The sequence below is a fragment of the Phormidium sp. CCY1219 genome (assembly GCF_055795085.1).
The window spans coordinates 1-23,342 of the sequence record NZ_JAYFEQ010000355.1 but is presented as its reverse complement, the minus strand read 5'-3'; the positions used below and the strand labels follow the sequence as shown (position 1 = coordinate 23,342).

Sequence of the window (23,342 nt, the reverse complement as noted above, 5' to 3'; positions counted from 1 at the left end):
ACCGTAAAACCGCAAGAGACCTCATCATAATTGAGGAATATCAAGCGAAAATCAGCTCCCATGACAAGGGATAAATTAGCTAGGAGCCGGATGAGGTGAAAGTCTCATGTCCGGTTCTGAATGGGAGGTAGGGGTTGCAAAGCCCCTATCGACCCCTAATCCGAAGAATAGGATATTTCGAGAATTATGGATACGGATCCGCTTTATAAGCGCTTCCCCAAAGTGACGATCGCGCGTCGGGGGGCTGCTTTTATCATTGATTATGGGGTGGTAGCCCTGCTCAGTTCCTTGGGCGGCGATCCCAATTCCCCGGGGATGGAATTCGGGCAAGTGGTGGTGTTCTTGTTGTTGTGGTTGGGAATGCGGGTATTGCTCGTGGGTCGCAATCAAGGTCAGAGTTTGGGGTCTTGGGCGTTGGATATGAAAGTCGTGGACCTGAGATTTGGCCGCACCCCGCTGTTGCAAGACTTGTTCAAGCGCGAAGCGATGACCGGGATCGGGGCGGTTCTGACAGCGATCGGACTGAGCCATCTTACCCCGGGACATGGGGCGGGGATGCTGCTGCTGCTGCCTTTGGCGATCGATTGTAGTGCGGCGGCGACGGATCCGATGCGGAAACAGGCATTTCACGATCGCCTTGCCAATACGATGGTGGTGGCAACGATGCGCGGCTTTTCCCTTGACATTAAAGCCAAAAAGTGGTATAGACAATTGCGACGGTTGTATCGCGAGCGGGTAGAGCGGGGAAAAGACCGGGAATGATAGTTCCATCGGCGAGGAGAAGACAAGGAAGCCAAACCGGCGATCGGCCTTCGCCCAAGGTCAGCAATCCGCTATCCAATTGCGAGCCAGCCATAAACAATTTTTATCAAAACCAGCCAAATAGACTTGTTGAAGCAGACGCGGCTATGAGATAATGATAAATCGTGTCTAAATCTGTCTAGCTTTTGGAGCCGGGAGACCTATGGCTAAAGGCGTCCGTATCGTCGTCACCCTCGAATGTACCGAGTGCCGCACCAATCCGGATCAAAGAAGACCGGGAGTGTCGCGCTACACCACCCAGAAAAATCGTCGCAATACCACCGGACGGATGGAGTTGAAAAAATACTGCCGCTATTGCAACAAACACACCGTCCATAAAGAAACGAAATAACTGGGGGTCCCAGCCTCAATGTAGCAGTCGGCTCGTTGAGGTGAAAGCGGGACTTTTGCTAAGTGTCGTTCACTGGTCTGCAAGAAAACCATTAAATCGAAAAAACTGCTATGAGTTACTACCGTCGTCGAGTTTCTCCAATCAAACCGGGCGAACCCATCGACTACAAAGATGTGGAGCTGCTGAGAAAATTTATTACCGAACGGGGCAAGATTCTACCCCGTCGGATTACCGGGTTAACCTCCAAGCAACAGCGCGATCTGACCAAAGCAATCAAGCGGGCTAGAATTCTGGCGTTGTTGCCATTTGTGAATCAAGAAGCATAAGAGAAATTTGCGGGAGGGAAGGAATTAGGATTTTAGGGGAAATGTGAAGATGTAAACCCTAGACCCTAAAGTTTGGAGTATTGATTGTGGAGAAGGGAACGCTGCTCGAATATCGGCTGCACGGTGAGCGACGCCTCGCCGTGGCGGATCGACCTGATGGAAAAAAGAACTGGATTGTGGTGGATGAGAATGGGCAATCCAACAGCATCCCCCCGCGACAAGTCAGCTACGAAATTTCAGGGGGTTCTTTCACCCAGGCGGAAATCGCGTCTTTCCGACGGGAGGTAGAACAATATCTCGACCCAGAAAGCGTAGAGGTGGCGTGGGAAATCCTGGTAGAGGACGGTCAGGGCGTGGATCCAGCCGACATGGCGATGCTGCTGTTTTCCGAGTGCAATCCCGCTCAACGGTATGCGGCGCATGTGTTGCTCTGTGAAGATAAAATATATTTCAAGCACAAAGGCGATCGCTACGAACCGCGATCGCCATCTCAGGTGGCGGATCTCAAGCATCAACAAGCGGTAGAAACCCAGCGACAGCAAGAATGGGCGGAATTTGTCGCGCGGGTGCAAGACACTCTAGCAGGGGAGTCGGTAGACTGGGCGAGTAGCGATCGCATTCGGATTGAGGCGCTGGAAAATTATGCCGCCCTCGCAGAAGACGCGCGCGATCGCCATACCGCCAAAGAAACCCTCGCCGCCTTAGACCGCCCAGAGACCCCCCAAGGAGCCTTCCGGCTTTTGGTAGATTTAGGGGTGTGGTCTGAGCACGAGAATTTATTCTTGCGACGCACTCAGATTCCCACTCATTTCTCTACCAAGGTACTCGACGTGGCCCAAAGCTATTTGAATTCTCCGCCTGAAGATCGCGAAGCGAACCATCGTCTCGATCTGACGCATCTGAAGCTGTACACCATTGACGATGAAAGTACCCAGGAAATCGATGATGGCTTGAGTATCGAAACCCTGGATGGGATGCGTCAGCGTATTTGGATCCACATTGCCGACCCCTCGCGATTGATTTCTCCCGGAGATGAACTAGACCTGGAAGCCCGTCGGCGCAGCACTACCCTCTATCTGCCCACCGGCATCGTGCCCATGTTCCCCCATGAATTGGCCACCGGCCCGATGAGTTTGGTTCAGGGTCAGCGTTGTCCGGCCCTGAGTTTCGGCGTGATTTTAGATGAAAGCGGCGCGGTGGAGGAATACACCATCCACCCCACGGTCATCCAACCCACCTATCGCCTGACCTACACCGATGTGGATGAGATGCTCGAACTCGGCGTGCAAGCCGAACCCGAAATCGCCGAACTCTCTGAGTGGGCCAAGCGTCGCCAAACATGGCGACGGTCTCAAGGGGCAATTAGCATCTCCATGCCCGATGCCTCGATTAAGGTTTACGACAACGACCAGATTGCAGTAGAACTGCTGGAAGATTCCGCCTCGCGCCAGTTGGTGGCTGAAATGATGATTTTGGCGGGAGAAGTGGCGGGACGCTACGCCCAAACCCACAATCTTCCCCTACCCTTTCGCAACCAACCTCAGCCGGAATTGCCCCCGGAAGAAGAATTAATCGTCCTTCCCGCAGGGCCGGTACGCGCCAGTGCCATCCGTCGCTGTATGCCCCGCAGTGAAATGAGCCTCACCCCGGCGCGTCACGCGAGTTTGGGCTTGGATACCTACATCCAGGTCACTTCTCCAATCCGCCGCTACAGCGACTTATTGGCCCATTTCCAAATTAAGGCCCACCTGCGCGGCGAGGAACTTCCCTTCTCGACCCAAGAGGTGCAAGATATCATGTCCAGTATCGGCACCGCCGTGAAAGAAGCCTCCTTGGTGGAACGCCAAACCAACCGCTATTGGGTTTTGGAATATCTGCGCCGTCACTCCGGGGAAGTCTGGCAGGCAATGGTCTTGCGCTGGCTGCGAGAAGATGAAAATCTGGTCCTGATTTTATTAGAAGATTTGGGGATCGAACTGGCATGGCGCGTCCCCCGGGCGGTGGCTTTGGGCGATCGCCTGGAACTCGAAGTCGCCTACTCCGACCCCCGGGAAGACCAAATCCACTTCCAAGAACGGATTTATCAAACCGCTCAATCTTAATCTTCCCCCCCCCTTTACAGCAAATTTTATTATCACTTGCCCTTAGCTCTCTTCCTGTTTTCCCCAACAGCCCAGGAGAGCTTAGATTTTTTTCCAAAAAATTAACAGTTGGCAACATGCTATAACCTCAAAATAAAAAAACCGTAGGGTGCGTCACCCCCGCACCCAACAAATGGGAAAACAACCAAATAAAAAATCGGGGGTGACGCACCGACTGGGGGGACCTATGCCAATTCATTAACTTCCATAAAAACCCTCGCCCGATCGGGTGAATAAGGAGCATAATTTCGATTAAGCTTTGAGAACCTGCCCATGTCTTCTCAACCCGATCCGCGCATTGCAATAAAACTCTATTTAAACGCCTCCAACCCTAGATTACTAGAAGGGCTGGAGGCTTGGGTGCGTTTGGGATTGCTCGACGATCGCCAGGTCAGGAACCTGTGCCAAACCTATCTGAGCCATCCGTTACCGCAACCGCAACAGATTGCAACCGAAGAAACAGCCACTCCAGAGGAACCCCCTCGGGAACTGCAAACCGCCCCTCCGATATCCCCGGAGCAACCCACAGAAGACGGGAGTCAGGGAGAAAGCGCCCCAGTTCCCGGGTTCCGGATATTGCAGTCGCTCAAGGCAGAACTGAGCGTGCGATGGCTGCTGTTTCTCGGCGTTTTTATGGTGCTTCTGTCCTCCGGGGTACTCGCCGCCACCCAATGGGAACGATTTCCCGCCGCCGGTCAGTATTTGGTGTTATTCACCTACACCATCATGTTTTGGGGAGCCAGCCAGTGGGCGGGCAAACAGGGGCGATTGCGCCTGAGTGCTCAAACCCTGCAACTGGTGACACTGCTGCTGGTGCCGGTAAATTTTTGGGCGATGGGTGGGTTTGGGTTGTGGAACTCCTTGGCGGGATGGGGAGCGATCGCGATCGCCGCACCAGTTCTGAGCGCCATCATCGCGCACCACTGCAAAAACAGCCCATCGGCGATTTTACCCTTCACCCTCTACATGGTGCCCTGTTACCTGCATTGGGGGTGGGGATTGACCGGATGGCCCTTCGTGGCGGTGTATTTCAGTGCCATCCTCACCGCCCTGGGGAGTACCTTAGTGCCCGGGGAACCCGCCCGCCACAGCGATCGCCCCGATGCCGAAAGTAACTTACCCCCACCCCCACCGCCGAGCCGATTGAGCCGCCGGGATATTTTCCTCGGACTTTACGCCACCGCCGTGGTGCTGGGGCGCGCCATTTTCATCGTCGGGTTGCCCCTCGATCGCTTCGGATTAGCCATCGGAATCTGCGGTTGGATTTTGGCCCACGCGCGAACCATCGCCGCGAAACATGCCAGCGATCGCGCCTCAGAAGCAGACCCGCGCCCGAGGGCCGGATTTTCCGAGTCACTCTGGGGGGGTAGCTTATTAGCCCTAGGTTGGGCAATCTCCGTATGGACCTTACCCTGGCAAGCGATCGCCGTCAGCGCCCTGGCGTTGTGGTGGTTGAGCGTAAGCCTGCGTTGGTTTTTCCGCGTTGTTGATTTTATCGCCATTTTCGCCATTGGTTTGCAAGCATATTGGCTGATGCGAGAATTAATACCCCCCGTGCTTCGCAACAGCGCGATCGCCACCGGCAAGCAACTCGCCCAAGCGCAAGAAAACCCCTGGGTGTTATTCAGCCTAACCCTGTTTCCCTACCTGCTATTGATGGTGTGGCTGACCGATTGGCTGTATTGCCAAGCTGCAGGCGATCGCCACTCCCGGGCGCGCACCTGTGCCGTCACCGGCGATCGCCTCTGCCTCGGATTGGGTCTGATTCTGGTTAGCCTCGCCCTAGCCAATCCCAGCGTCCTGAATCTCACATTATACTCATGTACCGTCACCCTCGCCCTCGTCACCTATCGTCGCCTCACAATCGGAACCGACGAAGGAGACAATGAGGCAGCAGAATCGCCCATCCCTCAGCTACCGCACAGTGCGCCGACTTTAATTTACCTCACCCACATCACTGCATTGCTCGCCCTACTCTCCAGCGTCAATTGGGCAGTCCCCAATCTGCCGATGGAAGGGTGGGCCAGCCTGTTATTAGCCCTCGCGATCGCCGAGTGGGGGATTTCCCTCGCCCTAGAATTGAGAACGCGCCCTCCCTGGGTGCAGTTGTATCGCACCTGTGCCGCGACTGCTTGGTATTTAGGGTTAGGGGTAGTGCTGGTCAGTTATTATATTTTTACCTACAACATCTATCAGCCCTATGGAAGTGGAATGGCTTCCGAATGGGGACTTCTGTGGTCGATCGCGCCGGTGGGGCTAACCGCCATTGCCTATGGCTCCCGGGAGCGCTCTCGCGGGGCGGCGGCGTTGAGTGTAGCCGCCGCCTTAGCCGCTCAACTGCTGACCTTAGAAACCGCAGAAACGCGCGCGATCGCCCTGGGTATCGCCACGGCAGTCATGCTGCTGAATACCCGCATCTTGCGAGAAACCGTATCGGCGGCGATCGCCATTGGCTGTGGGTTGAGCTTCATCGGCCAGATATTGGCCCTCGGCCTATTGGGATTGCCTCCCGTGGTCGGCGAGGATTGGCTTGTCGTCGGAGGCAGTGCGATCGGCGCTTTAGCCTTAACTCACACTTGGCTGATGCCTCGCCACACCGAACTATCCCGGGTGTATGCCCGCGCCGCCCAGGGATGGGCAAACGCCATCCTCGCCCTAGAAGTGAGCTCGATCGCCCTGCACTCCTTTACCGTTTACCAAGAAATGCTGGTGCCCTCCACCGCAGTGCTAATTGCCTGCGTTCTCACCACTGGCGCGATCGCCTATCGGCTGTTGCAAGACCCCTCAGAGCAGGGGGTTTATATCTTAGCCTGGAGCTTAGAATTGCTGAGTGCCGAAATGCTGGGCCTGTTCGATCGCACCTGGATTAGCTTAGCCGTGGCGAATGTCCTCCTCGGCGCGATCGCCTTCATTTTAAGCGAATGGTGGATGAGGCGCACCCGCAGAGAATTGCCCCACAGTTTGAACGCGATTCCCCTGTTTTACGGCATTCTGGGAGTGGCATTGCGGGGCGGAAGCTTTACCAGTTGGAGCGGATTAACCAGCTTCGGACTTGCGGCGATCGCCATTGGCATTGGGCGCAGGTATCGCCAAGGGAAACCGCTAGTATATCTCGGATTGCTCGGATGTTCCCTGGCCGCCTACGAGCTGCTATACTATCAAGTCGCCTCCATGTATCCCGGCGATCGCTTAATTGCAATGGCCGCCTTAGGCGCTGGAATCGTCTATGAATATCGCCTGCTTGGCCCGTGGTTGAGCGAGTTTCTGCCCCTGAGTGCCCAAGAATTGGCCTTTCTGGCGCACCTGCACTGGGGTTTGAGCAGCACCCTGTTAGCCAGCGCGATCGCCTATCCCATCTCATCCACCGACTGGGTAGGATTGGGCACCGGTATCTTTTTGAGCCACTACGCGATCGCCCGAGGTCGCCATCACCCCACTCCCGAAACCGCCGAACTCTGGGTTTACCTAGGCATTTTAGAAGCAGCGGGAATCGTCACTTATCTGGTGACGCGCCTACCCAGCGAGTTTCAAGCGGTGGTGATTCTCTGGGGCGGCGCGATCGCCTGTGTGGTGGCATACTTTTTCTATTTTCTGCCCTGGGAAACTTGGGGATGGCCGCAAAAACCCTGGCGCAGAACAGCGATCGGCTTACCGGCGATCGGAGTATTCGCCACCAGTGATGCCCCCTACACCAGCACCGATGTAGCGTGGTACTTTTCCACCACCCTATCCGCCTCATTTTATATCTTCCTGAGCCGAATGTACCGCCAAATTCGGCTGACCTATCTCAGTGTCGCCCTCATAGACTGGGCGCTGCTGCGCTGGTTTGACACCCTCAACCTCACCGATATCCTCTGGTACATCACGCCCTTAGTCGCTTCTGTGCTATACTTCGCTCGAGTCGAGCCAGACCTGAAGGAATCCGCACAAAAACCCATCCGACATCTCATCCGATTATTCGCCAGCGGCACCTTCTGTTTTGTTATCCTATTCACCCATCACTGGTTAATTACCGGCCTGATTAGCCTGGGATTTATCTTTGCCGGATTGATACTGCGAATTCGCGCCTTTCTCTATGTCGGAACCGTCGTATTTTTGTTCAATGCCGTGAATCAACTGGTGATTCTCAACGCGCTTTATTCATTTTTGCGATGGATCGTGGGGTTGATAGTCGGTATCCTCTTAATTTGGATTGCCGCCACCTTTGAAACCCGCCGGGAACAAATCATCGCCGTTTTACAAAATTGGCTGATTGAATTAGACCATTGGGAGTAAAGGAAGGGGAAATTTATCGGGGCGTTAATGGTCAGTCAGTTTCTCCGGGCAGCGTTTCCCCCTTGCCCCTGGAATGGATAAAATGAGTAAATCTGCTGCGATATTCCGAACACACTAGAGACTTAAACCCGTTATCGAACATCATGCCAAATCCAATCACTCAAGCTCAACCGGCGTTAGAATTTATCCCCCCAGATTTCAATCCCTTGGTGTTTCGCGCCGCCCAAGTGTTGATGCCCTTGTGGCGGAAAGCAAACACCCCGATCGCCGAAATTGAAGCGGAAAATGTAGAGCGGATTGTGGAACTGTATCGCCAGTTTCAACAGGGCAAAATTCGCTTTACGATCGCCGCCCGACATCCGAGTACCCACGATCCATTTGCCGTCTCGGAATTATTGTGGCGCATCGTCCCCCAAGTGGCGAAAGAAAAGGCGATCGTCCTCCATTCACCCTCCCACGTTCATGCATTGTACGATCGCGGCATTCCCCTGTGGGCCGGACAATGGGTGGGATGGGTGTTTTCCAAACTCGGGGCCACACCCATTCAACGGGGTAAAATGGACCGTCAGGGGTTGCGATCGGCCCGGGAATTATTTATCAATGGGTTGTTTCCCCTCGCCGCCGGTCCGGAAGGGGCCACCAACGGACACAATGAAATTGTCAGTCCCTTAGAACCCGGAATCGCCCAACTCGCATTTTGGTGTGTGGAAGATTTAAAAAAAGCCGATCGCCCGGAAGAAGTCCTCATCCTTCCCCTTGGCATTCAGTATTTCTATATCGAAGACAATTGGGATGCAGTAGAAACTCTCTTAAGTCGCATGGAGGCATTTTGTGGCTTGGAACCCCTACCCACTGACCAACTTAAAGAATCTGCCCTCGACCATCCCCACCTCACCCATCAAGCTTATCTTTACCCGCGTTTGATTCGCTTGGGCAAACATTTGCTCTTGTTAATGGAAGACTTTTATCGGCGGTTTTATCATCGAGACATACCGAAAAAGTCAGCAGAAGAAATAGAGTTAACCCGGGAATTGCCCGCCTTATTAGATGAAGCATTAAAAGTGGCAGAAGAGTATTTTCAGGTGTCTGCCAAAGGGAATGTAATCGACCGCTGTAGGCGATTGGAACAAGCGGGATGGGAGCGAATTTATCGCGAGGATATCGAGGATTTTGAGGCTCTATCAGCGTTAGAACGGGGACTTGCCGATCGCGTAGCGGAAGAAGCCAGTTTGCGGATGTGGCACATGCGACTGGTGGAAAGTTTTGTGGCGGTTACCGGTCAATACGTGCGCGAAAAACCCACCTTTGAACGCTTTGCAGAAACCACCTTATTGGTGTGGGATACCATCGCCCGCATCAAAGGCGAAGATCCGTTTTTGAACCGTCCCGAACTAGGACCGCAACGGGTTAAGCTGACCGTAGGCGAACCGATATCCGTCAGCGATCGCGCCGCCAATTATCAACAAAAGCGGCGCAGCGCGATCGCTGAATTAACCAAAGATTTGCAAACTGCCCTGGAAAACATGATTATTTCTTAAAAATTTTGACGGGTTTCCCATCGAGTTTAACGTTGCGGTGGGCAATGCCTGTAAAAAAATAGTCAGCCTAGGCGGAATTAGCCTGTGCCTAGGCGCGATTTCAATCCCCCGCTTTTTCGGGTTTCCAGAATTACCTGGAAACCCGAAAAATGAGATTATCGATGTAGGATGTGATGGCGAGGAGCAATGCCGGGATTCATCACCGAGGCTAATTCTTCTTCAGACAATTGGCTAATTTCGCGTTGCAGTTCTTCATCGGTAAAGCGATAGCCTCTAGCTTCCGCCAACTCTCGGAACCGAGATAAATTGTTAGCCGCTTGCAGTTGTTCTTTTAATGCCATATCTTGTTTTACAGCTTTAAACAGTTGAGCTGCGTTTTTCTGTGTCATTGTGGTAAATCTCCTTAAAATTTCAGTAAAAAATCCACGAACCTCTATTAAATCGTGCGATTGAGCGATATTGGCCTCAGCCAAGTAATCCTGAGTAATTTGTCTTAGATATCCTGTGTCACCGAGGCCGATATTGCAAGTTGTGGCAAGTTATAGTTATGAGGATAAACCCTTTGCCACACAATTTGCGAAAATCTTGACAAAAGTTTAAAAAACTGAGAGAGAACTTAACAAAAAGTAAAAAACTCGGGAGAAGTTCGGGATCCAATAGGGGATTTCCTGAGCGAATTCGGCAAAAAACGAGTAAAAATACCCAAAAAATTCCCCCAGTGGGCAACGGTGGCGCACAAAACCGGGATCGGATTTGCGAATCGGGACTCGGAAGACCGTATAGTGGAGGGGCAGGAACTCATAAAACGAACAATTGTGAAAGCGATTACACTTCTGGGATCCACAGGCTCCATTGGCACTCAAACCTTAGATATTGTGGCGAATCATCCGGATCGGTTTCGGATAGTCGGGTTAGCCGCCGGACGCAATGTTGAAATGTTAGCCCAGCAAATTCGCGAATTTCGACCGCAGATAGCGGCGATTTGCGTGGCGGAAAAATTACCGGAACTGAAAGCGGCGATCGCCGACCTCGACCCCCAACCCATCCTGCTGGGTGGAGAATCCGGCGTAGTAGAAGTGGCCCGTTACGGCGATGCGGAAGCGGTAGTCACGGGAATTGTCGGTTGTGCGGGGTTGCTTCCCACCATTGCGGCGATTGAAGCGGGCAAAGATATCGCCCTAGCCAATAAAGAAACCTTAATTGCCGGCGGCCCGGTAGTCAATCCCCTAATCGAAAAACATGGGGTGAAATTACTCCCCGCCGACTCGGAACATTCCGCAATTTTTCAATGTTTGCAAGGGGTTCCGGAAGGGGGATTGCGACGCATTCTCCTCACCGCCTCTGGGGGAGCATTTCGCGATTGGCCGGTGGAAAAATTAGCCACCGTAAAAGTTGCCGATGCCTTGAAGCATCCCAACTGGTCAATGGGCCAAAAAATCACCGTAGATTCGGCAACTTTGATGAATAAAGGACTCGAAGTCATCGAAGCGCATTATTTGTTTGGCATGGATTACGATAATATCGATATCGTGATTCATCCGCAAAGTATTATTCACTCGTTAATTGAATTGCAAGATACTTCGGTTTTAGCGCAATTGGGCTGGCCGGATATGCGATTGCCTTTGCTTTATGCCTTGTCTTGGCCCGAGCGAATTTATACCGATTGGCAACAATTGGATTTAGTTAAAGCCGGAGATTTAACCTTCCGAGAACCCGATCGCGACAAGTATCCCTGCATGGAATTGGCCTATGCTGCTGGTCGTGCGGGAGGCGTGATGCCTGCGGTATTGAATGCGGCAAACGAGCAAGCTGTGGAGTTATTTTTAGAGGAAAAAATTACGTTTTTGGATATTCCGCGCGTTATCGAACAAGTGTGCGATCGCCACCAAACCGAGAACAATCCCACGCCGTCTTTAGAAGAAATTATTGCCGTGGATAAATGGGCGCGAAAGGCAGTGTTAGAAGTAAGTGAAACCCTGGAAAATCGCCCCATTTACACCGAAGTCGTTCCAGAAGCTACCGCAAAGGCGGGTTAGGCATCCCGTGGTTCCCCCGATGGCGCGCCCCACCCCAATCGGGTGTGGGCGCGATTAAAATAATTAAGCAAGTCAAATCCTCAAACGCGGTCACAAATCCATTCGTTTTAGGTGGAATTCAGCTATGAATCGAATTTATCGCAGTCTAGCTATTTTAGGCACTATCGGCGCTTTGGCGGGCATCCCTCAGACGAGTTTTGCCCGGGAAACGCCTCGGGTGGTGGCGCAGTCTAATGCGCGAGACTTGATGGCCCAGGCGATGCAGAAAGCACAGCAAGGGGATATCCGAGGCGCGATCGCGGATTACTCTCAGGCGATACAGCTCAATCCCAATAATGCAGAGGCTTATATCGGGCGGGGGAATCTGCTTTCCCGAACCGGGCAACAATCTGAGGCGATCGCCGATTATACCCAAGCGTTGCGCTTGAATTCCTCGACGATTGAAGCCTATATCGGGCGAGGAAGCGCTCATTCCGCAATGGGCAATCAAGAGGCAGCCCTGGAGGATTATAATGAAGCGTTGAGTCGCAATCCCAATTATGTGGAAGCCTATATTGGTCGCGGAAGCGTGTTGGCTCTGCAGGAAGAGTACGATAAAGCGATTGAGGATTTCGATCGCGCCTTGCGGCTCAATCCTGGGGAAGCTGCAGCGTATTATAACCGGGGAAGCGTTCGGTTGATTCAGGAAAAGACGGAAGAAGCGATCGCCGATTTTCAGCAAGCGGCGCAATTATTTCGCTCTCAAGGCAATTTGCCTTTAGCCAATCGCACCGATGCGATCGTGGAGCAATTGCAAAATCGCGAAGAGTAATATCCCTCGTTCCCCGGAGGGGAAAATGCCGCATCAAGGCTCCACTGCTTTGGGAAAGGGTTGCGATCGCCTCCAATACCTCCCATCTCCCTGCTTTTGCCTCACTGTATTCTCTAGCCTCCCGCGCGATCGCCGGATTTGTCAACCGCCTTTCACCCAGGTTTTCTCTGTTTCGGCGATCGCGTTGTTTCCCCACCAGCGGGTTAGCATTCTCCACTGTAGAATGGGTCATAAAACTTGACAAAACTTTACAATAAGTCGGGGATTAACTCTGCTTTGCTTGCGGGCGATCGGACGACAAACCCAATTCCCAGTTTTCCGGCTTGTCATCAGGTCAAATCTGAGGTTTAATAGAGATATTCTCGATAAATTGACCCCCTGTTAAGAATTATCTCGAACGGGAACAATAGGATCGCGCCAAGATTGCCCAAAAACTTAGGCAGTTGCGGGGAAATGGGGTCAGCAGATGAGGCGATCGCCTTTAATGAATGGGAGTTAAATCAAATGGATGCCAAGGAACTACTCGAACGGTATGCAGCAGGAGAAAGAGATTTTCGAGACGTTAATCTAATTGGAACGAATCTAGAAAAAGCCAACCTAGCCGGTGCGGACTTTTCCGGCGGGTATTTCGTCGGCGCAAACCTTTCGCGCGCCATTCTCACCGGGGCCAATCTTCATTTGGCTTTTTTGCACCGCACCAATTTGAGTTTTGCCAAAGCAAATGAGGCAATTGTCACCGATGCCGATCTGACAAAAGCTAACTTACGCGGCGCTTATTTTGTCAAGTCTGTGCTGATGGGGTCGCAATTGAGTGGGGCAATCCTAACCGGAGTAAACTTGCGGTTGGCTTGTTTGAGTGGGGTGAATTTATGTGGCGCAGATTTGCGCGGAATTAATTTACGTTCGGCGAATTTAGTCGAGGCGAACTTGAACTGGGCAAATCTGCAAGGGGCACGCTTGAGCGGTGCATTATTGCGCGGCGCTTCTCTCAATGGTGTGAATCTCTCCGAGGCATATCTTAATGGGGTAGATCTCAATAGTGTTGAGTTAGATGGGGTGAATCTGAGTGGCGCAAAACTCAGTGGTGCGAATTTGAGTTTAGCGAATTTAATGGCCACGAATTTAAGTGAAGCGCAGATGCGAATCGCGTTTCTATTTCGGGCTAATTTACAAGCGGCTTGTTTGACCCATGCGAATTTGTCTCAGGCGGATTTATGCGAAGCGAACTTGTGCAAAGCGGATTTATCTTTTGCGGATTTAAGTAAAGCGGACTTAACTGGGTCTTTTTTGCACCGCGCCAATCTCAATCAAGCAGATTTGAGTCAAGTGAGCTTGCGCGATTCTTCCTTGTGTGGCGCGAATTTTAATGTAGCCCAAGTGAGCGGTGCGGACTTAAGTGGGGCAGATTTGAGGGGGGCGTATTTAGAACCCTCACACTGGCGCGAAGTTTCCCTCGCCGATACCAAAATGCCCGATGGTAGCGTGCGAGATTAAATTGGCGCGCGATTTTATACAATAATTACAATTCGTTCCCAGATCGTGCTGGGAACGCCCTCTAAGAGGCTCCGCTGATGGACTCCTTACCCCATCGTGCGGGTAACGTCTTTCCTGCACAGACGCGAGCGATCGCCTTTCTTCATAGCCCCTCCACCCCAGCCAAACTGATGTAACACTTTACATCAGCCTTATCGATTTTTAGGTGGTTAACAAAACCCAATAATATTGAAGCTATAACTCTATTTATAGCCTGTTTTTCCGGACTGTAGTAATGCATCGGAAAACATTGAAGCGATCGATTCAACGAGTTGGTGCTTGACAAAATTGGAAATTCGTGGTATGTGAGACCAGGAAAAGTTAAGATAAAGTTAAAATAGCCAACCTACCTTGACACAAGCGCATCAGCGATTTATAGTTGAATGACTACAATTTCTGGGGTAAAAATCCCAACTCAAGAAGGGATAAACATTGCTTTTTTTTAATAAAAAAGAGAACTATGTTGACGCAAGAAGAAGGCGATCGCGTATTAAAATCCTGGAACGATACGGCGGTTACGTATCCCGACGTTCGGTGCATCCACCAGTTATTTGAAGCCCAAGTGGAACGAACGCCCGCATCGGTGGCGGTGGTATTTGAAGACGAGCGACTCACCTATGGGGAGTTGAACGAACGCGCCAATCGATTGGCGCGGTATTTGCAAGGATTGGGCGTCGGACCGGAAGTTTTAGTGGGTCTTTGCATCGAGCGTTCCTTAGAAATGGTGGTAGCCATGTTGGGCATCCTGAAAGCAGGTGGCGCTTACGTACCCTTGGATCCAGCCTATCCGCCAGAGCGGTTGGCCTTTATGATTGAAGATGCCGGATTGTCAATTGTCGTCACCCAAGCGTTTCTGGCATCGGGAGTGCTGAATTTGACAACCCCGAAAACGCGAAATTTGAAGTAGGTTTGCCTAGAAAATGACTGGGAAGAGATATCGGAAAAAAGTGCAGAAAATCTAGAGAGTGAAATCAGGTCGGAAAATTTAGCCTATCTGATTTACACCTCGGGTTCTACGGGAAAGCCCAAAGGAGTACAAATTGCTCATCGTTCGGTGGTGAACTTACTACAGTCGCTTGCCAGTTTTCCGGGATTGAGCGATCGCGATACAATCGTAGCCGTCACCACCATATCCTTTGACGTATCCGTGCCCGAAATTTACGGTCTTTTAACCGTGGGAGGGCGGGTGGTTATTGCCAGTGGAGAAGCAACAAAAGACCCCGCCCAGTTAATAGAGGCGATCGGGCAACACAGCGCTACAATCATGTCAGCAACGCCGGCAACTTGGCGAATGCTGTTAGACGCAGGTTGGCAAGGGAGCAAAGAGCTAAAAATTATTTCCACTGGAGAGAGCTTATCGAGAGAGTTAGCCGACAAATTATTAGAAAAAAGTGCGGCGGTGTGGAATCTATACGGTCCGACAGAAATTACAGTTTGGGCAACCGGTTATCAGGTACAACCCGGGGAAGAGTCGGTAGCGATCGGACAGCCCCTTGCCAATACCCAAATCTACATTCTTGACGACGCTCTCCAACCCGTCCCCATCGGCGAAACGGGAGAATTGCACGTAGGCGGTGCCGGTTTAGCGAGAGGATATCTAAATCGCGCAGAACTGACCGCCGAAAAATTTATTACCAATCCCTTCAGCACTGAACCGAATTCCCGTCTGTACAAAACAGGAGATAAGGCTCGCTACCTTCCCGATGGCAACATTGAATGTTTGGGGCGCATCGACAACCAAGTAAAAATTCGCGGCTATCGCATCGAACTCGGAGAAATCGAAGCAATCCTGAACCAACATCCCGAAGTCAAGCAAGCTGTGGTTGCAGCGAGAGAAGATATCCCGAACCAAAAACGTCTTGTTGCCTATCTAGTTGCCCGTTCCCTATCCCAGGATGCAGCAAACCAGACCGAACAATGGCAAAAAATCTGGGATGAAGCTTACATCCAACCCGACGAGACGCAAGATGCGAGCTTTCATATTGGCGGCTGGAACGATTCTTATACTGGAAAAGACTTAGACCCAGAGCAGGTGAGAGAATGGGTTGACTATACAGTAGCGCGGATTTTGTCGTTGCAACCGACTCGAGTGTTAGAAATAGGTTGCGGCACCGGGTTGCTGCTGTTTCGGATCGCGCCCTTATGTCAGCATTACTATGCTACGGATCTTTCTGGAGAAGCGATTCGTTACCTAGAACGACAAATCGGCGATTCTCCTGCGGTGACGCTGCGTCAGACGCCGGCGGATGGGTTGGCACAGATGGTCAGCGAATCGTTTGATACGGCAATTTCTAACTCGGTGATTAAGTTTTTCCCCAGTATCGATTATTTGGTGGAGGCGATCGAAACGGCGGTGGAGTTAGTGGAACCGGGGGGGCAAATTTTCCTTGGAGACGTGCTGAGTTTGCCGCTGTTGGAAGCGTTCCATACGTCGGTGCAGTTGTATCGATCGCCGGCCTCTCTGTCGGTAGCCGAACTCGATCGGCGGATAAGCGATCGCCTTCGTCGAGAACAACGACTCATCATCGATCCGGAATTTTTCCTTGCCCTCAAAGAACGGTTGCCCCAAATCAGTCACGTTGAAATTCAACTCAAGCGCGGGCGCTATCAAAACGAAATGACTCGCTTCCGCTACGATGTGGTACTCCACCTCGGTAAAAAAGTTTCCCATCCGATCGCGCCTCCAATGTATCTTAACTGGCAGCAGGATAATTTGACCATAGCTGCGGTTTGCCGACAACTGCTAGAAACCTCCCCAGAAATCCTGGTGGTCACCGAAGTTCCCAACATTAGGATTTCGGGAGATATGCGAGCAATGGAAGTGCTAGCCAGTGACGATTGTCCTCAAACCGCAGGGGAAGTGCGCTGTTTAATTACCGCAGAAGGGATCGAACCGGAAGAGTGGTGGGAATGTGAGTCAGAGGTGGGTTATCGGGTTAATCTTACCTGGTCGGCGAGCGGTGGCGATGGGTGTTACGATGTTATATTCGTGCGAGGCGATACTCAGATGATTGCCGACAGCAGCATGATTTACCCTCGCGCGATCGCGCTAAAACCCTGGGGCGCTTATGCGAACCAGCCTTACAGGGCAAGCGATCGCAGCCAATTCGTCCCTCAGTTGCGAGAGTTTGTGCGAGAAAAACTCCCCGATTATATGATGCCATCGACGTTCGTTGTTTTGGACGAACTGCCCCTGACGCCCAGCGGAAAAATTGACCGACGCGCCCTACCCGCCCCGGATACATCTCGCCCGCTTCTGGACGTCGAGTTTGTGGCACCGCGAACTCCCACCGAAGAAATCCTCGCCGACTTATGGGCGCAGGTGTTGAATCTCAACGAAGTGGGTATATTCGACAACTTCTTTATGTTGGGAGGAGACTCCATCGGTGCCACTCAACTGGTTTCGCGGGTGCGCGACAGGTTCGATATAGAACTGTCCCTGCATCGGTTGTTTGAATCGCCCACCGTGGCGGAACTTAGCGAGTCGATCGCGCGAGCCAATCGCCAAACACTAGCTCCCATACAACCGCTGCGGCGAGATGGAGACTTGCCCCTCTCGTTTGCCGAGCAACGCCTGTGGTTTTTAGACCGATTGCAGGAAGGCAGCGTTACCTATAACGAGCAAGAAGCGTTGCACCTATCCGGTTCCCTGCAGGTAGAAGCGCTACAAGCGGCGTTGCAAGAAATCGTCCGCCGTCACGAGAGCTTGCGGACTAACTATCAAGCGGTGGATGGTTCTCCAGTGCGGGTAATTTCCCCCCAAATGGATTTGAAAATGACTGAGGTTGACTTACAGCATGTGCCACCAGAGGAACGGCTGAAAGAAGTGCAGCGTTTGGGCGATCGCGACATTCGGCAACCCTTCGATTTGGCAAACGATCCCTTAGTGCGGGTGACTCTATTGCAGTTGGCAGCCGATGACTATGTGCTATTGCTAACCATGCACCACATCATTACCGATGGCTGGTCAAGGGGGGTATTGTGCCACGAGTTGGAAGCGCTTTATGGGGCGTATGTGTTAGGGAACCCGTCGCCGCTACCGCCACTGCCGATCCAATATGCGGATTTTGCGAGCTGGCAGCGGCAACCGACGATTGCGGATGCGATCGCGCCCCAACTGGATTACTGGAAGCAACAGTTAGCGGGAGTGCTACCGATATTAGAACTGCTCACGGACTATCCCCGCACAACTATACAGAACTCCCGAGGGGGTAAAGCGTTTTTCGAGTGTGGAGCGCAACTCACCTCACGGTTAAAGCAGTTGAGTCAAGAAGCGGGAGTTACCCTTTTTATGACGCTATTTGCAGCGTTTGCCACGTTACTCTACCGCTATAGCTCTCAGGAAGATATTGTAGTCGGAACGCCTATTGCCAACCGCAACCGCAGCGAAATAGAAGGGCTTATCGGCTTTTTTGTCAATACCCTGGTGTTGCGAACTCAATTTGCAGGCAATCCGAAATTTACTGACTTATTGCAACAGGTACGACAAACCGCCTTAGATGCTTACGCCCATCAAGATGTACCTTTCGAGCAGTTGGTGGAGGCACTGCAACCGGAACGGAGTCTCAGCCATTCGCCGATTTTTCAGGTGATGTTTACCCTGCAAAACGCCCCGATCGCACCTTTGCAATTGCCTGGAGTAAGTTTTAAGTGGATGCCAATGAACACCGCAAAAGCCAAGTTCGACTTGTTCCTGTCGATGGAGGAGACAGAAGCGGGATTAATTGGATATTGGGAATACAATCGCGATTTGTTTGAGGCGACAACGATCCGTCGGATGATGGCACATTTTCAGACCTTGCTGGAAGCTATAGTCGCTAACCCCCGAACCCCAGTTAGCAAACTGCCGTTGCTAACGGAAGCCGAACGACATCAATTGTTAGTAGAATGGAACGATACGGCTTCAGAGTATCCCCGGGATAAGTGCATCCATCAGTTATTTGAAGAGCAGGTAGAACGCACCCCCGATGCGATCGCAGTGGTTTTTGAGTCAGAACGCCTAACCTATCGGCAGTTAAACGCGAAGGCAAATCAACTGGCGCGGTATTTGCAAAGTTTGGGCGTCGGGCCAGAGGTGCTGGTGGGCATCTGTATCGATCGCTCGGTGGAAATGATAATCGGATTGTTGGGGATTCTCAAAGCAGGTGGAGCTTATGTGCCGTTAGACCCTAACGCTCCTCTAGAGAGATTGGTCTATCAAATCGTAGATTCCCAAGTATCAGTTTTAGTAACTCAAAAACAGTTGGGGCATCTACAGCTACAAGAGCGAGTGCGTCAGGTTCTATTAGATGCAGATTGGATGGTAATCGCACGAGAGGGCGATCGCAATTTAGTCCCTACAGTCAAGCCAGAAAATTTGCTCTACGTTATTTACACCTCCGGAACAACAGGTCAACCCAAGGGAGTCGCGATCGAACACCAATCGATGACCAACTACCTCAATGGGATTGTTCGGCAGTTCGCTCTTAGTTCTTGTCGCAACTTTGCTTTAGTCTCCAGCATTACTACAGATTTAGGCAATACTATTCTTTTTCCCGCTTTATGTACGGGAGCATGTCTTCACATCCTCTCCCAAGAACGAGCATCCGAACCCGGTGCCTTCGCGGATTATATCCAGCAGCAAGCCATTGAGTGCCTCAAAATCGTTCCTTCGCATCTGAGCGCTTTGCAAGCTTCATCTCACTCTGGGCGGCTACTGCCACGTCAAGTATTGATTCTCGGGGGTGAAGCCTCTCATTTTGAGTGGGTTAAATGTCTTCAATCCCACGCTCCTAACTCTACTATTTTTAACCATTACGGACCGACAGAAGCAACTGTGGGCGTGTTAACTTATCGTCTGAAGAATGACTCACCAATAAAGCCAATGGCTACTTTTCCTCTCCGAAATGCCCTTCCCAATACCCAAATTTATATTCTCGATCGCCATCTCCAACCCGTCCCCATCGGCGTACCGGGCGAACTCCACGTCGGCGGTGCGGGATTAGCCCGAGGCTATCTCAACCGCCCGGAATTAACGGAGCAAAAATTTATCCCCAACCCCTTTAGTAACGAACCGGGTTCTCGCCTCTATAAAACGGGCGATTTAGCCCGCTATCTCCCCGATGGCAACATCGAATTTATCGGACGCATCGACAACCAAGTGAAAATCCGAGGCTTCCGCATCGAACTCGGAGAAATCGAAGCAACCCTGGCTCAACACCCAGAAGTACGCGAAGCCGTGGTTATTCTACGAGAAGACACCCCTGGAGACAAGCGCCCGATCGCTTATACTGTTGCGAACGCGCAAGTAACATCTTCCCAGTTGCGCGGTTTCCTGAAAACCAAGCTACCCGACTACATGGTGCCTTCTGCGTTCGTCTTTTTAGAGGCAATCCCTCTAACGCCCAATGGGAAATGCGATCGCCGCGCCCTCCCCAAACCCGATGCCGAGCGAGAAATAGGAGCGATCGCACCCCGCACGACCACCGAATTGCAACTTTCTCAAATCTGGTCGGAAGTTCTCAATATCCCCACCCTGGGCGTGCGAGACAACTTCTTTGACTGGGGAGGTCATTCCCTGTTGGCGGTGCGCTTGATGGCTCGCATCCAGCAACAGTGGGGAATACATCTGCCCTTGGCAACCTTGTTTACCGAACCGACTATCGAACGCCAAGCCCATCTGCTCAACGCCGAGAGCAATATCCGTTCCGCTTCTCCCGTGGTTGAAATTCAACCCGTCGGCGAGATGCCGCCGTTGTTCTGCGTCCATCCCGTGGGCGGTAACGTGCTGTGCTATACAGAGTTATCCCGCCAGTTGGGGTCATCCCAACCGCTCTACGGCTTGCAGTCAGCAGGATTATCCCGCGAAACGGAACCTTTCACCACAATTGAACAGATGGCGGCTACCTACCTGGACGCCTTGCAGGAGATTCAGCCCCACGGTCCGTACTATTTGGGCGGGTGGTCGATGGGCGGTGTGGTGGCTTGGGAAATGGCGCGCCAGTTATTGGACGCCGGGTGTGAGGTGGCATTGCTGGGGTTAATCGATAGCTATGCCCCCCATGCCATATCGAATCGCGAACCCCTGGATGAAGCTACCCTCGCTCATGCTCTGGCAACGGATTTAGGGGGTTTGTTTGGCACCCCAATGGCGCTTTCACCCGCAAAGTTGGCGCAACTCGAGCCAGAAGCGCAATTACATCGCATTTTCTCGGAAGCCGAACGGCTGAATCTCTTGCCACCGGAAGTGGGTATGGAGCAGATGCGTCACTTGTTCCGCGTCTTCAAAGCGAACCAAATGGCCTATGCGCGCTATCGACCCCAACCTTATGGGGGTCGGGTTGCCCTGTTTTGTGCGAGTCGTGCAGTCGAGGAAGACCGAGGCTGGAGTTCTTTGGTAACGGGAGAGTTGACATCCGTGACGATTCCGGGAGACCATTATGGGATGCTGCGTCAGCCCCAGGTTCGGATTCTCGCTCGCGAGTGGCAGGCTTGCCTGCGACGGGTTGTGCGATGATTCACACACATAGACCGCTGAGGCGATCGCTGTGAGCTTTCTGGAAGAAAATGGGTTGACTTCACGGCGCACTTTCTCGACAGTGGTTAAATGAGTTCAATCTCTGGCGTGGTGGAAAGCTACCATAAAAAAGGGCTAAACTTTGCTTTGAATTAACAAAACATAGGAATGACGCAATGCCATAGACGCTAAAGGGAAAGTGGCGATCGCCCGGATTTCCTCTCCCGGCGATCGCACTCCATTGGGCTTCAGTCAATTAAAAGTCGTACTGAATGCCCGTAATCACATCCACCCGCAAGTTCGGGTTATCTAAAATAGGATTAGCCGCATATCGCAACAGCAGGGAATTGTTGAACGACCAACCCTGAATGATAGGGATGCCGAAGGTAGTGGTCGATTCGATATAATAATCTTCCACATCATCTAGGGGAGTCTCAACCGTCAGAAACTGGGTCAAGTTGAGGACGTCAAAGTAGATATCTTTGTAACGGAGGCGATATTGCGCGACGGGAAAATCGAAGTCGTCACTTTCGATATCCGAGTTTTCGTAGCGAACTCCCAAACCCAGTTGCATATCCAACGTTTGGTCCGGTCCGCCGCGCCATAAATTAAGACCCGGGCCGGTAAAAAAGTTCGTCCGCAGGTCGATATTATTCAGTTCGTCGCGCTGCACTTGAGAGCTGGCAAAATATTGATATCGCGCAGTGATGTGATATCGGTACTCGGTGTCAAACTGACCTTGAAATTGGTTTTCATCTAGGGGTTCGACCCGACTATCATCAAAGTTGTTGCTCAGAGAAATGCCCGCATCCCATTCCTGTCGCGCCCACTGTCGGTCTATTCCGGCAAATAGGGTAGCGATACTGGTGGTGACCGCCCCGGAAGACAGACTGGCGGCTATTCCCACATTTCCGTTCCATCCCGTGGGTTCTAAGGGAAATAATGTGGGGGTTTCCGGGACTTCAGCCGCGATCGCCAGGGCTTGACTTTCCTCGAGCAATTGCGCCGAAATCGCCGAGACTCCCAGGCGATCGTAAGCAAGGGCAAGTTCGGTCAAGACCCCTGCTTTTTGTGCCGAGTCCGAGATTTCATTGGCAATGTCTGCGGCTTGGGATAAAATACCGGTGGCGGCGTCTTCATCCCCGATTTCGACCCTGGCGATCGCGATCTCGCTGAGTATCCGCGCCTGGGCTGCATTATCCTCCAGGGTATTTGCCACGGCTAACGCTTGGAGTAAAATCTCTTCCGCCCGTTCGGTTTGGCCGATTTCGGCATATTTCAGGGCAATTTGACTCAGCACTCTCGCCTTAGCTTGCGGATCGGCGATCGTGTTTGCCACTTCTAAGGCATCAGATAAAAATTCCAAACTGGGTGTGGCTTGGGCCAGTTGAAGGCTCAATTCCACCGGGTTGAGTTCCACCAGGGAGCGATCGCCCCTTTGCATCCCATCGAGATAACAAGTAGCGCACCCATCTGGTATTGCAACGGGGATAACCTCTGCGGAGTTAACCGCTGCCCCTGCTTTGGCGAAGGATACCTGCGCCAATAATACGCCAGAAACTAATATTTTTCGTTTCAAGATCGATCACCTCACACGAACTTTTTGTCTGGACGAAAGCCAAGCATTTTTTGCACTTTAAATGCAAAAATGTCTCGGCTTATTCGATTATTTTTACATTAATCGATGGTAAAATCAACATTCAGCCACTGGAAATTTTTTAACTCCGAGTACAGCACTTTCCCAGTGCCCAATTTGGGAGGTTTCCAGTGGGTTGTTAATGGCAAAGGAACCTTCTCAAAGCTTAGCAGTTCAATTGCAGGGGTTTCCCCGCCCGGACAACAGCCAACGCAAATATGCTACCCAATTTATGACTACTCATTGGTTTTGATTCGATCTGGAAAGGGAAGTGCGGCTAACGCCCCCTGTTGCTTAGTTAGGGAAGCGATCGCCGCAGGCTTTCATCAGAAATTAGGGTTGGTAAGGGGGAGAACGGAAACCCTCGTCATTTATGCGTAGGGAGGAGTTCTCCCCCT

General features: G+C 51.9%; 12 protein-coding genes and 1 pseudogene. 11 read left to right on the top strand and 2 right to left on the bottom strand.

Annotated elements, in window-relative coordinates; genetic code table 11:
• Positions 1-186 precede the first annotated feature (186 nt).
• The 6 genes from AC0QH1_RS06640 to AC0QH1_RS06615 all read left to right on the top strand — a co-directional run bounded on the left by AC0QH1_RS06640 (position 187) and on the right by AC0QH1_RS06615 (position 9,433).
• Positions 187-762, top strand: coding sequence for an RDD family protein (locus AC0QH1_RS06640; RefSeq protein WP_324630177.1), 576 nt, complete (start codon positions 187-189; stop codon positions 760-762).
• A 202-nt stretch (positions 763-964) separates the two neighbouring features.
• Complete coding sequence (gene rpmG, locus AC0QH1_RS06635; protein ID WP_324630176.1) at positions 965-1,153, top strand: 50S ribosomal protein L33; 189 nt, start codon at positions 965-967, stop codon at positions 1,151-1,153.
• A 110-nt stretch (positions 1,154-1,263) separates the two neighbouring features.
• On the top strand, positions 1,264-1,479 hold the full coding sequence (gene rpsR / locus AC0QH1_RS06630) for a 30S ribosomal protein S18 (RefSeq protein ID WP_324630175.1): 216 nt from the start codon (positions 1,264-1,266) through the stop codon (positions 1,477-1,479).
• A gap of 86 nt (positions 1,480-1,565) precedes the next feature.
• Positions 1,566-3,581, top strand: a complete 2,016-nt coding sequence (locus AC0QH1_RS06625; RefSeq protein ID WP_324630174.1) for a ribonuclease catalytic domain-containing protein — start codon at positions 1,566-1,568, stop codon at positions 3,579-3,581.
• A gap of 312 nt (positions 3,582-3,893) precedes the next feature.
• On the top strand, positions 3,894-7,895 hold the full coding sequence (locus AC0QH1_RS06620) for a hypothetical protein (protein ID WP_324630173.1): 4,002 nt from the start codon (positions 3,894-3,896) through the stop codon (positions 7,893-7,895).
• 143 nt (positions 7,896-8,038) lie between these two features.
• On the top strand, positions 8,039-9,433 hold the full coding sequence (locus AC0QH1_RS06615; RefSeq protein ID WP_324630172.1) for a 1-acyl-sn-glycerol-3-phosphate acyltransferase: 1,395 nt from the start codon (positions 8,039-8,041) through the stop codon (positions 9,431-9,433).
• A gap of 155 nt (positions 9,434-9,588) precedes the next feature.
• Here the strand turns inward: AC0QH1_RS06615 and AC0QH1_RS06610 are convergent, their stop codons facing one another.
• Positions 9,589-9,822 carry a Nif11-like leader peptide family natural product precursor gene (locus tag AC0QH1_RS06610; protein ID WP_324630171.1) on the bottom strand — a complete coding sequence of 78 codons (234 nt, stop codon included), beginning with the start codon at positions 9,820-9,822 and terminating at the stop codon, positions 9,589-9,591.
• Positions 9,823-10,248: 426 nt separating this feature from the next.
• Between AC0QH1_RS06610 and dxr the strand changes: the two genes are divergently transcribed.
• The 5 genes and pseudogenes from dxr (at position 10,249) to AC0QH1_RS06585 (ending at position 21,308) form a co-directional block, all read left to right on the top strand.
• Positions 10,249-11,469 carry a 1-deoxy-D-xylulose-5-phosphate reductoisomerase gene (gene dxr, locus AC0QH1_RS06605; protein ID WP_324630169.1) on the top strand — a complete coding sequence of 407 codons (1,221 nt, stop codon included), beginning with the start codon at positions 10,249-10,251 and terminating at the stop codon, positions 11,467-11,469.
• 124 nt (positions 11,470-11,593) lie between these two features.
• Positions 11,594-12,280, top strand: coding sequence for a tetratricopeptide repeat protein (locus tag AC0QH1_RS06600; RefSeq protein ID WP_324630168.1), 687 nt, complete (start codon positions 11,594-11,596; stop codon positions 12,278-12,280).
• A 25-nt stretch (positions 12,281-12,305) separates the two neighbouring features.
• The gene (locus AC0QH1_RS06595) at positions 12,306-12,521 is read left to right on the top strand and encodes a hypothetical protein (RefSeq protein WP_324630167.1); all 216 of its coding nucleotides are present in this window, start codon (positions 12,306-12,308) and stop codon (positions 12,519-12,521) included.
• A gap of 182 nt (positions 12,522-12,703) precedes the next feature.
• The gene (locus AC0QH1_RS06590) at positions 12,704-13,774 is read left to right on the top strand and encodes a pentapeptide repeat-containing protein (RefSeq protein WP_324630165.1); all 1,071 of its coding nucleotides are present in this window, start codon (positions 12,704-12,706) and stop codon (positions 13,772-13,774) included.
• Between the two features lie 499 nt (positions 13,775-14,273).
• Positions 14,274-21,308: pseudogene (locus AC0QH1_RS06585) on the top strand (amino acid adenylation domain-containing protein).
• A 256-nt stretch (positions 21,309-21,564) separates the two neighbouring features.
• Here AC0QH1_RS06585 and AC0QH1_RS06580 read toward each other — a convergent pair.
• The gene (locus tag AC0QH1_RS06580; RefSeq protein WP_324630163.1) at positions 21,565-22,887 is read right to left on the bottom strand and encodes a DUF481 domain-containing protein; all 1,323 of its coding nucleotides are present in this window, start codon (positions 22,885-22,887) and stop codon (positions 21,565-21,567) included.
• Positions 22,888-23,342: the final 455 nt, after the last annotated feature.

Excerpts from the sequence above, each read along its gene's own strand:
- AC0QH1_RS06640 (WP_324630177.1), top strand. The coding sequence starts at position 187 with ATGGATACGGATCCGCTTTATAAGCGCTTCCCCAAAGTGACGATCGCG.
- rpmG (WP_324630176.1), top strand. The coding sequence starts at position 965 with ATGGCTAAAGGCGTCCGTATCGTCGTCACCCTCGAATGTACCGAGTGC.
- rpsR (WP_324630175.1), top strand. The coding sequence starts at position 1,264 with ATGAGTTACTACCGTCGTCGAGTTTCTCCAATCAAACCGGGCGAACCC.
- AC0QH1_RS06620 (WP_324630173.1), top strand. The coding sequence starts at position 3,894 with ATGTCTTCTCAACCCGATCCGCGCATTGCAATAAAACTCTATTTAAAC.
- AC0QH1_RS06615 (WP_324630172.1), top strand. The coding sequence starts at position 8,039 with ATGCCAAATCCAATCACTCAAGCTCAACCGGCGTTAGAATTTATCCCC.
- AC0QH1_RS06610 (WP_324630171.1), bottom strand. The coding sequence starts at position 9,822 with ATGACACAGAAAAACGCAGCTCAACTGTTTAAAGCTGTAAAACAAGAT.
- AC0QH1_RS06600 (WP_324630168.1), top strand. The coding sequence starts at position 11,594 with ATGAATCGAATTTATCGCAGTCTAGCTATTTTAGGCACTATCGGCGCT.
- AC0QH1_RS06595 (WP_324630167.1), top strand. The coding sequence starts at position 12,306 with ATGCCGCATCAAGGCTCCACTGCTTTGGGAAAGGGTTGCGATCGCCTC.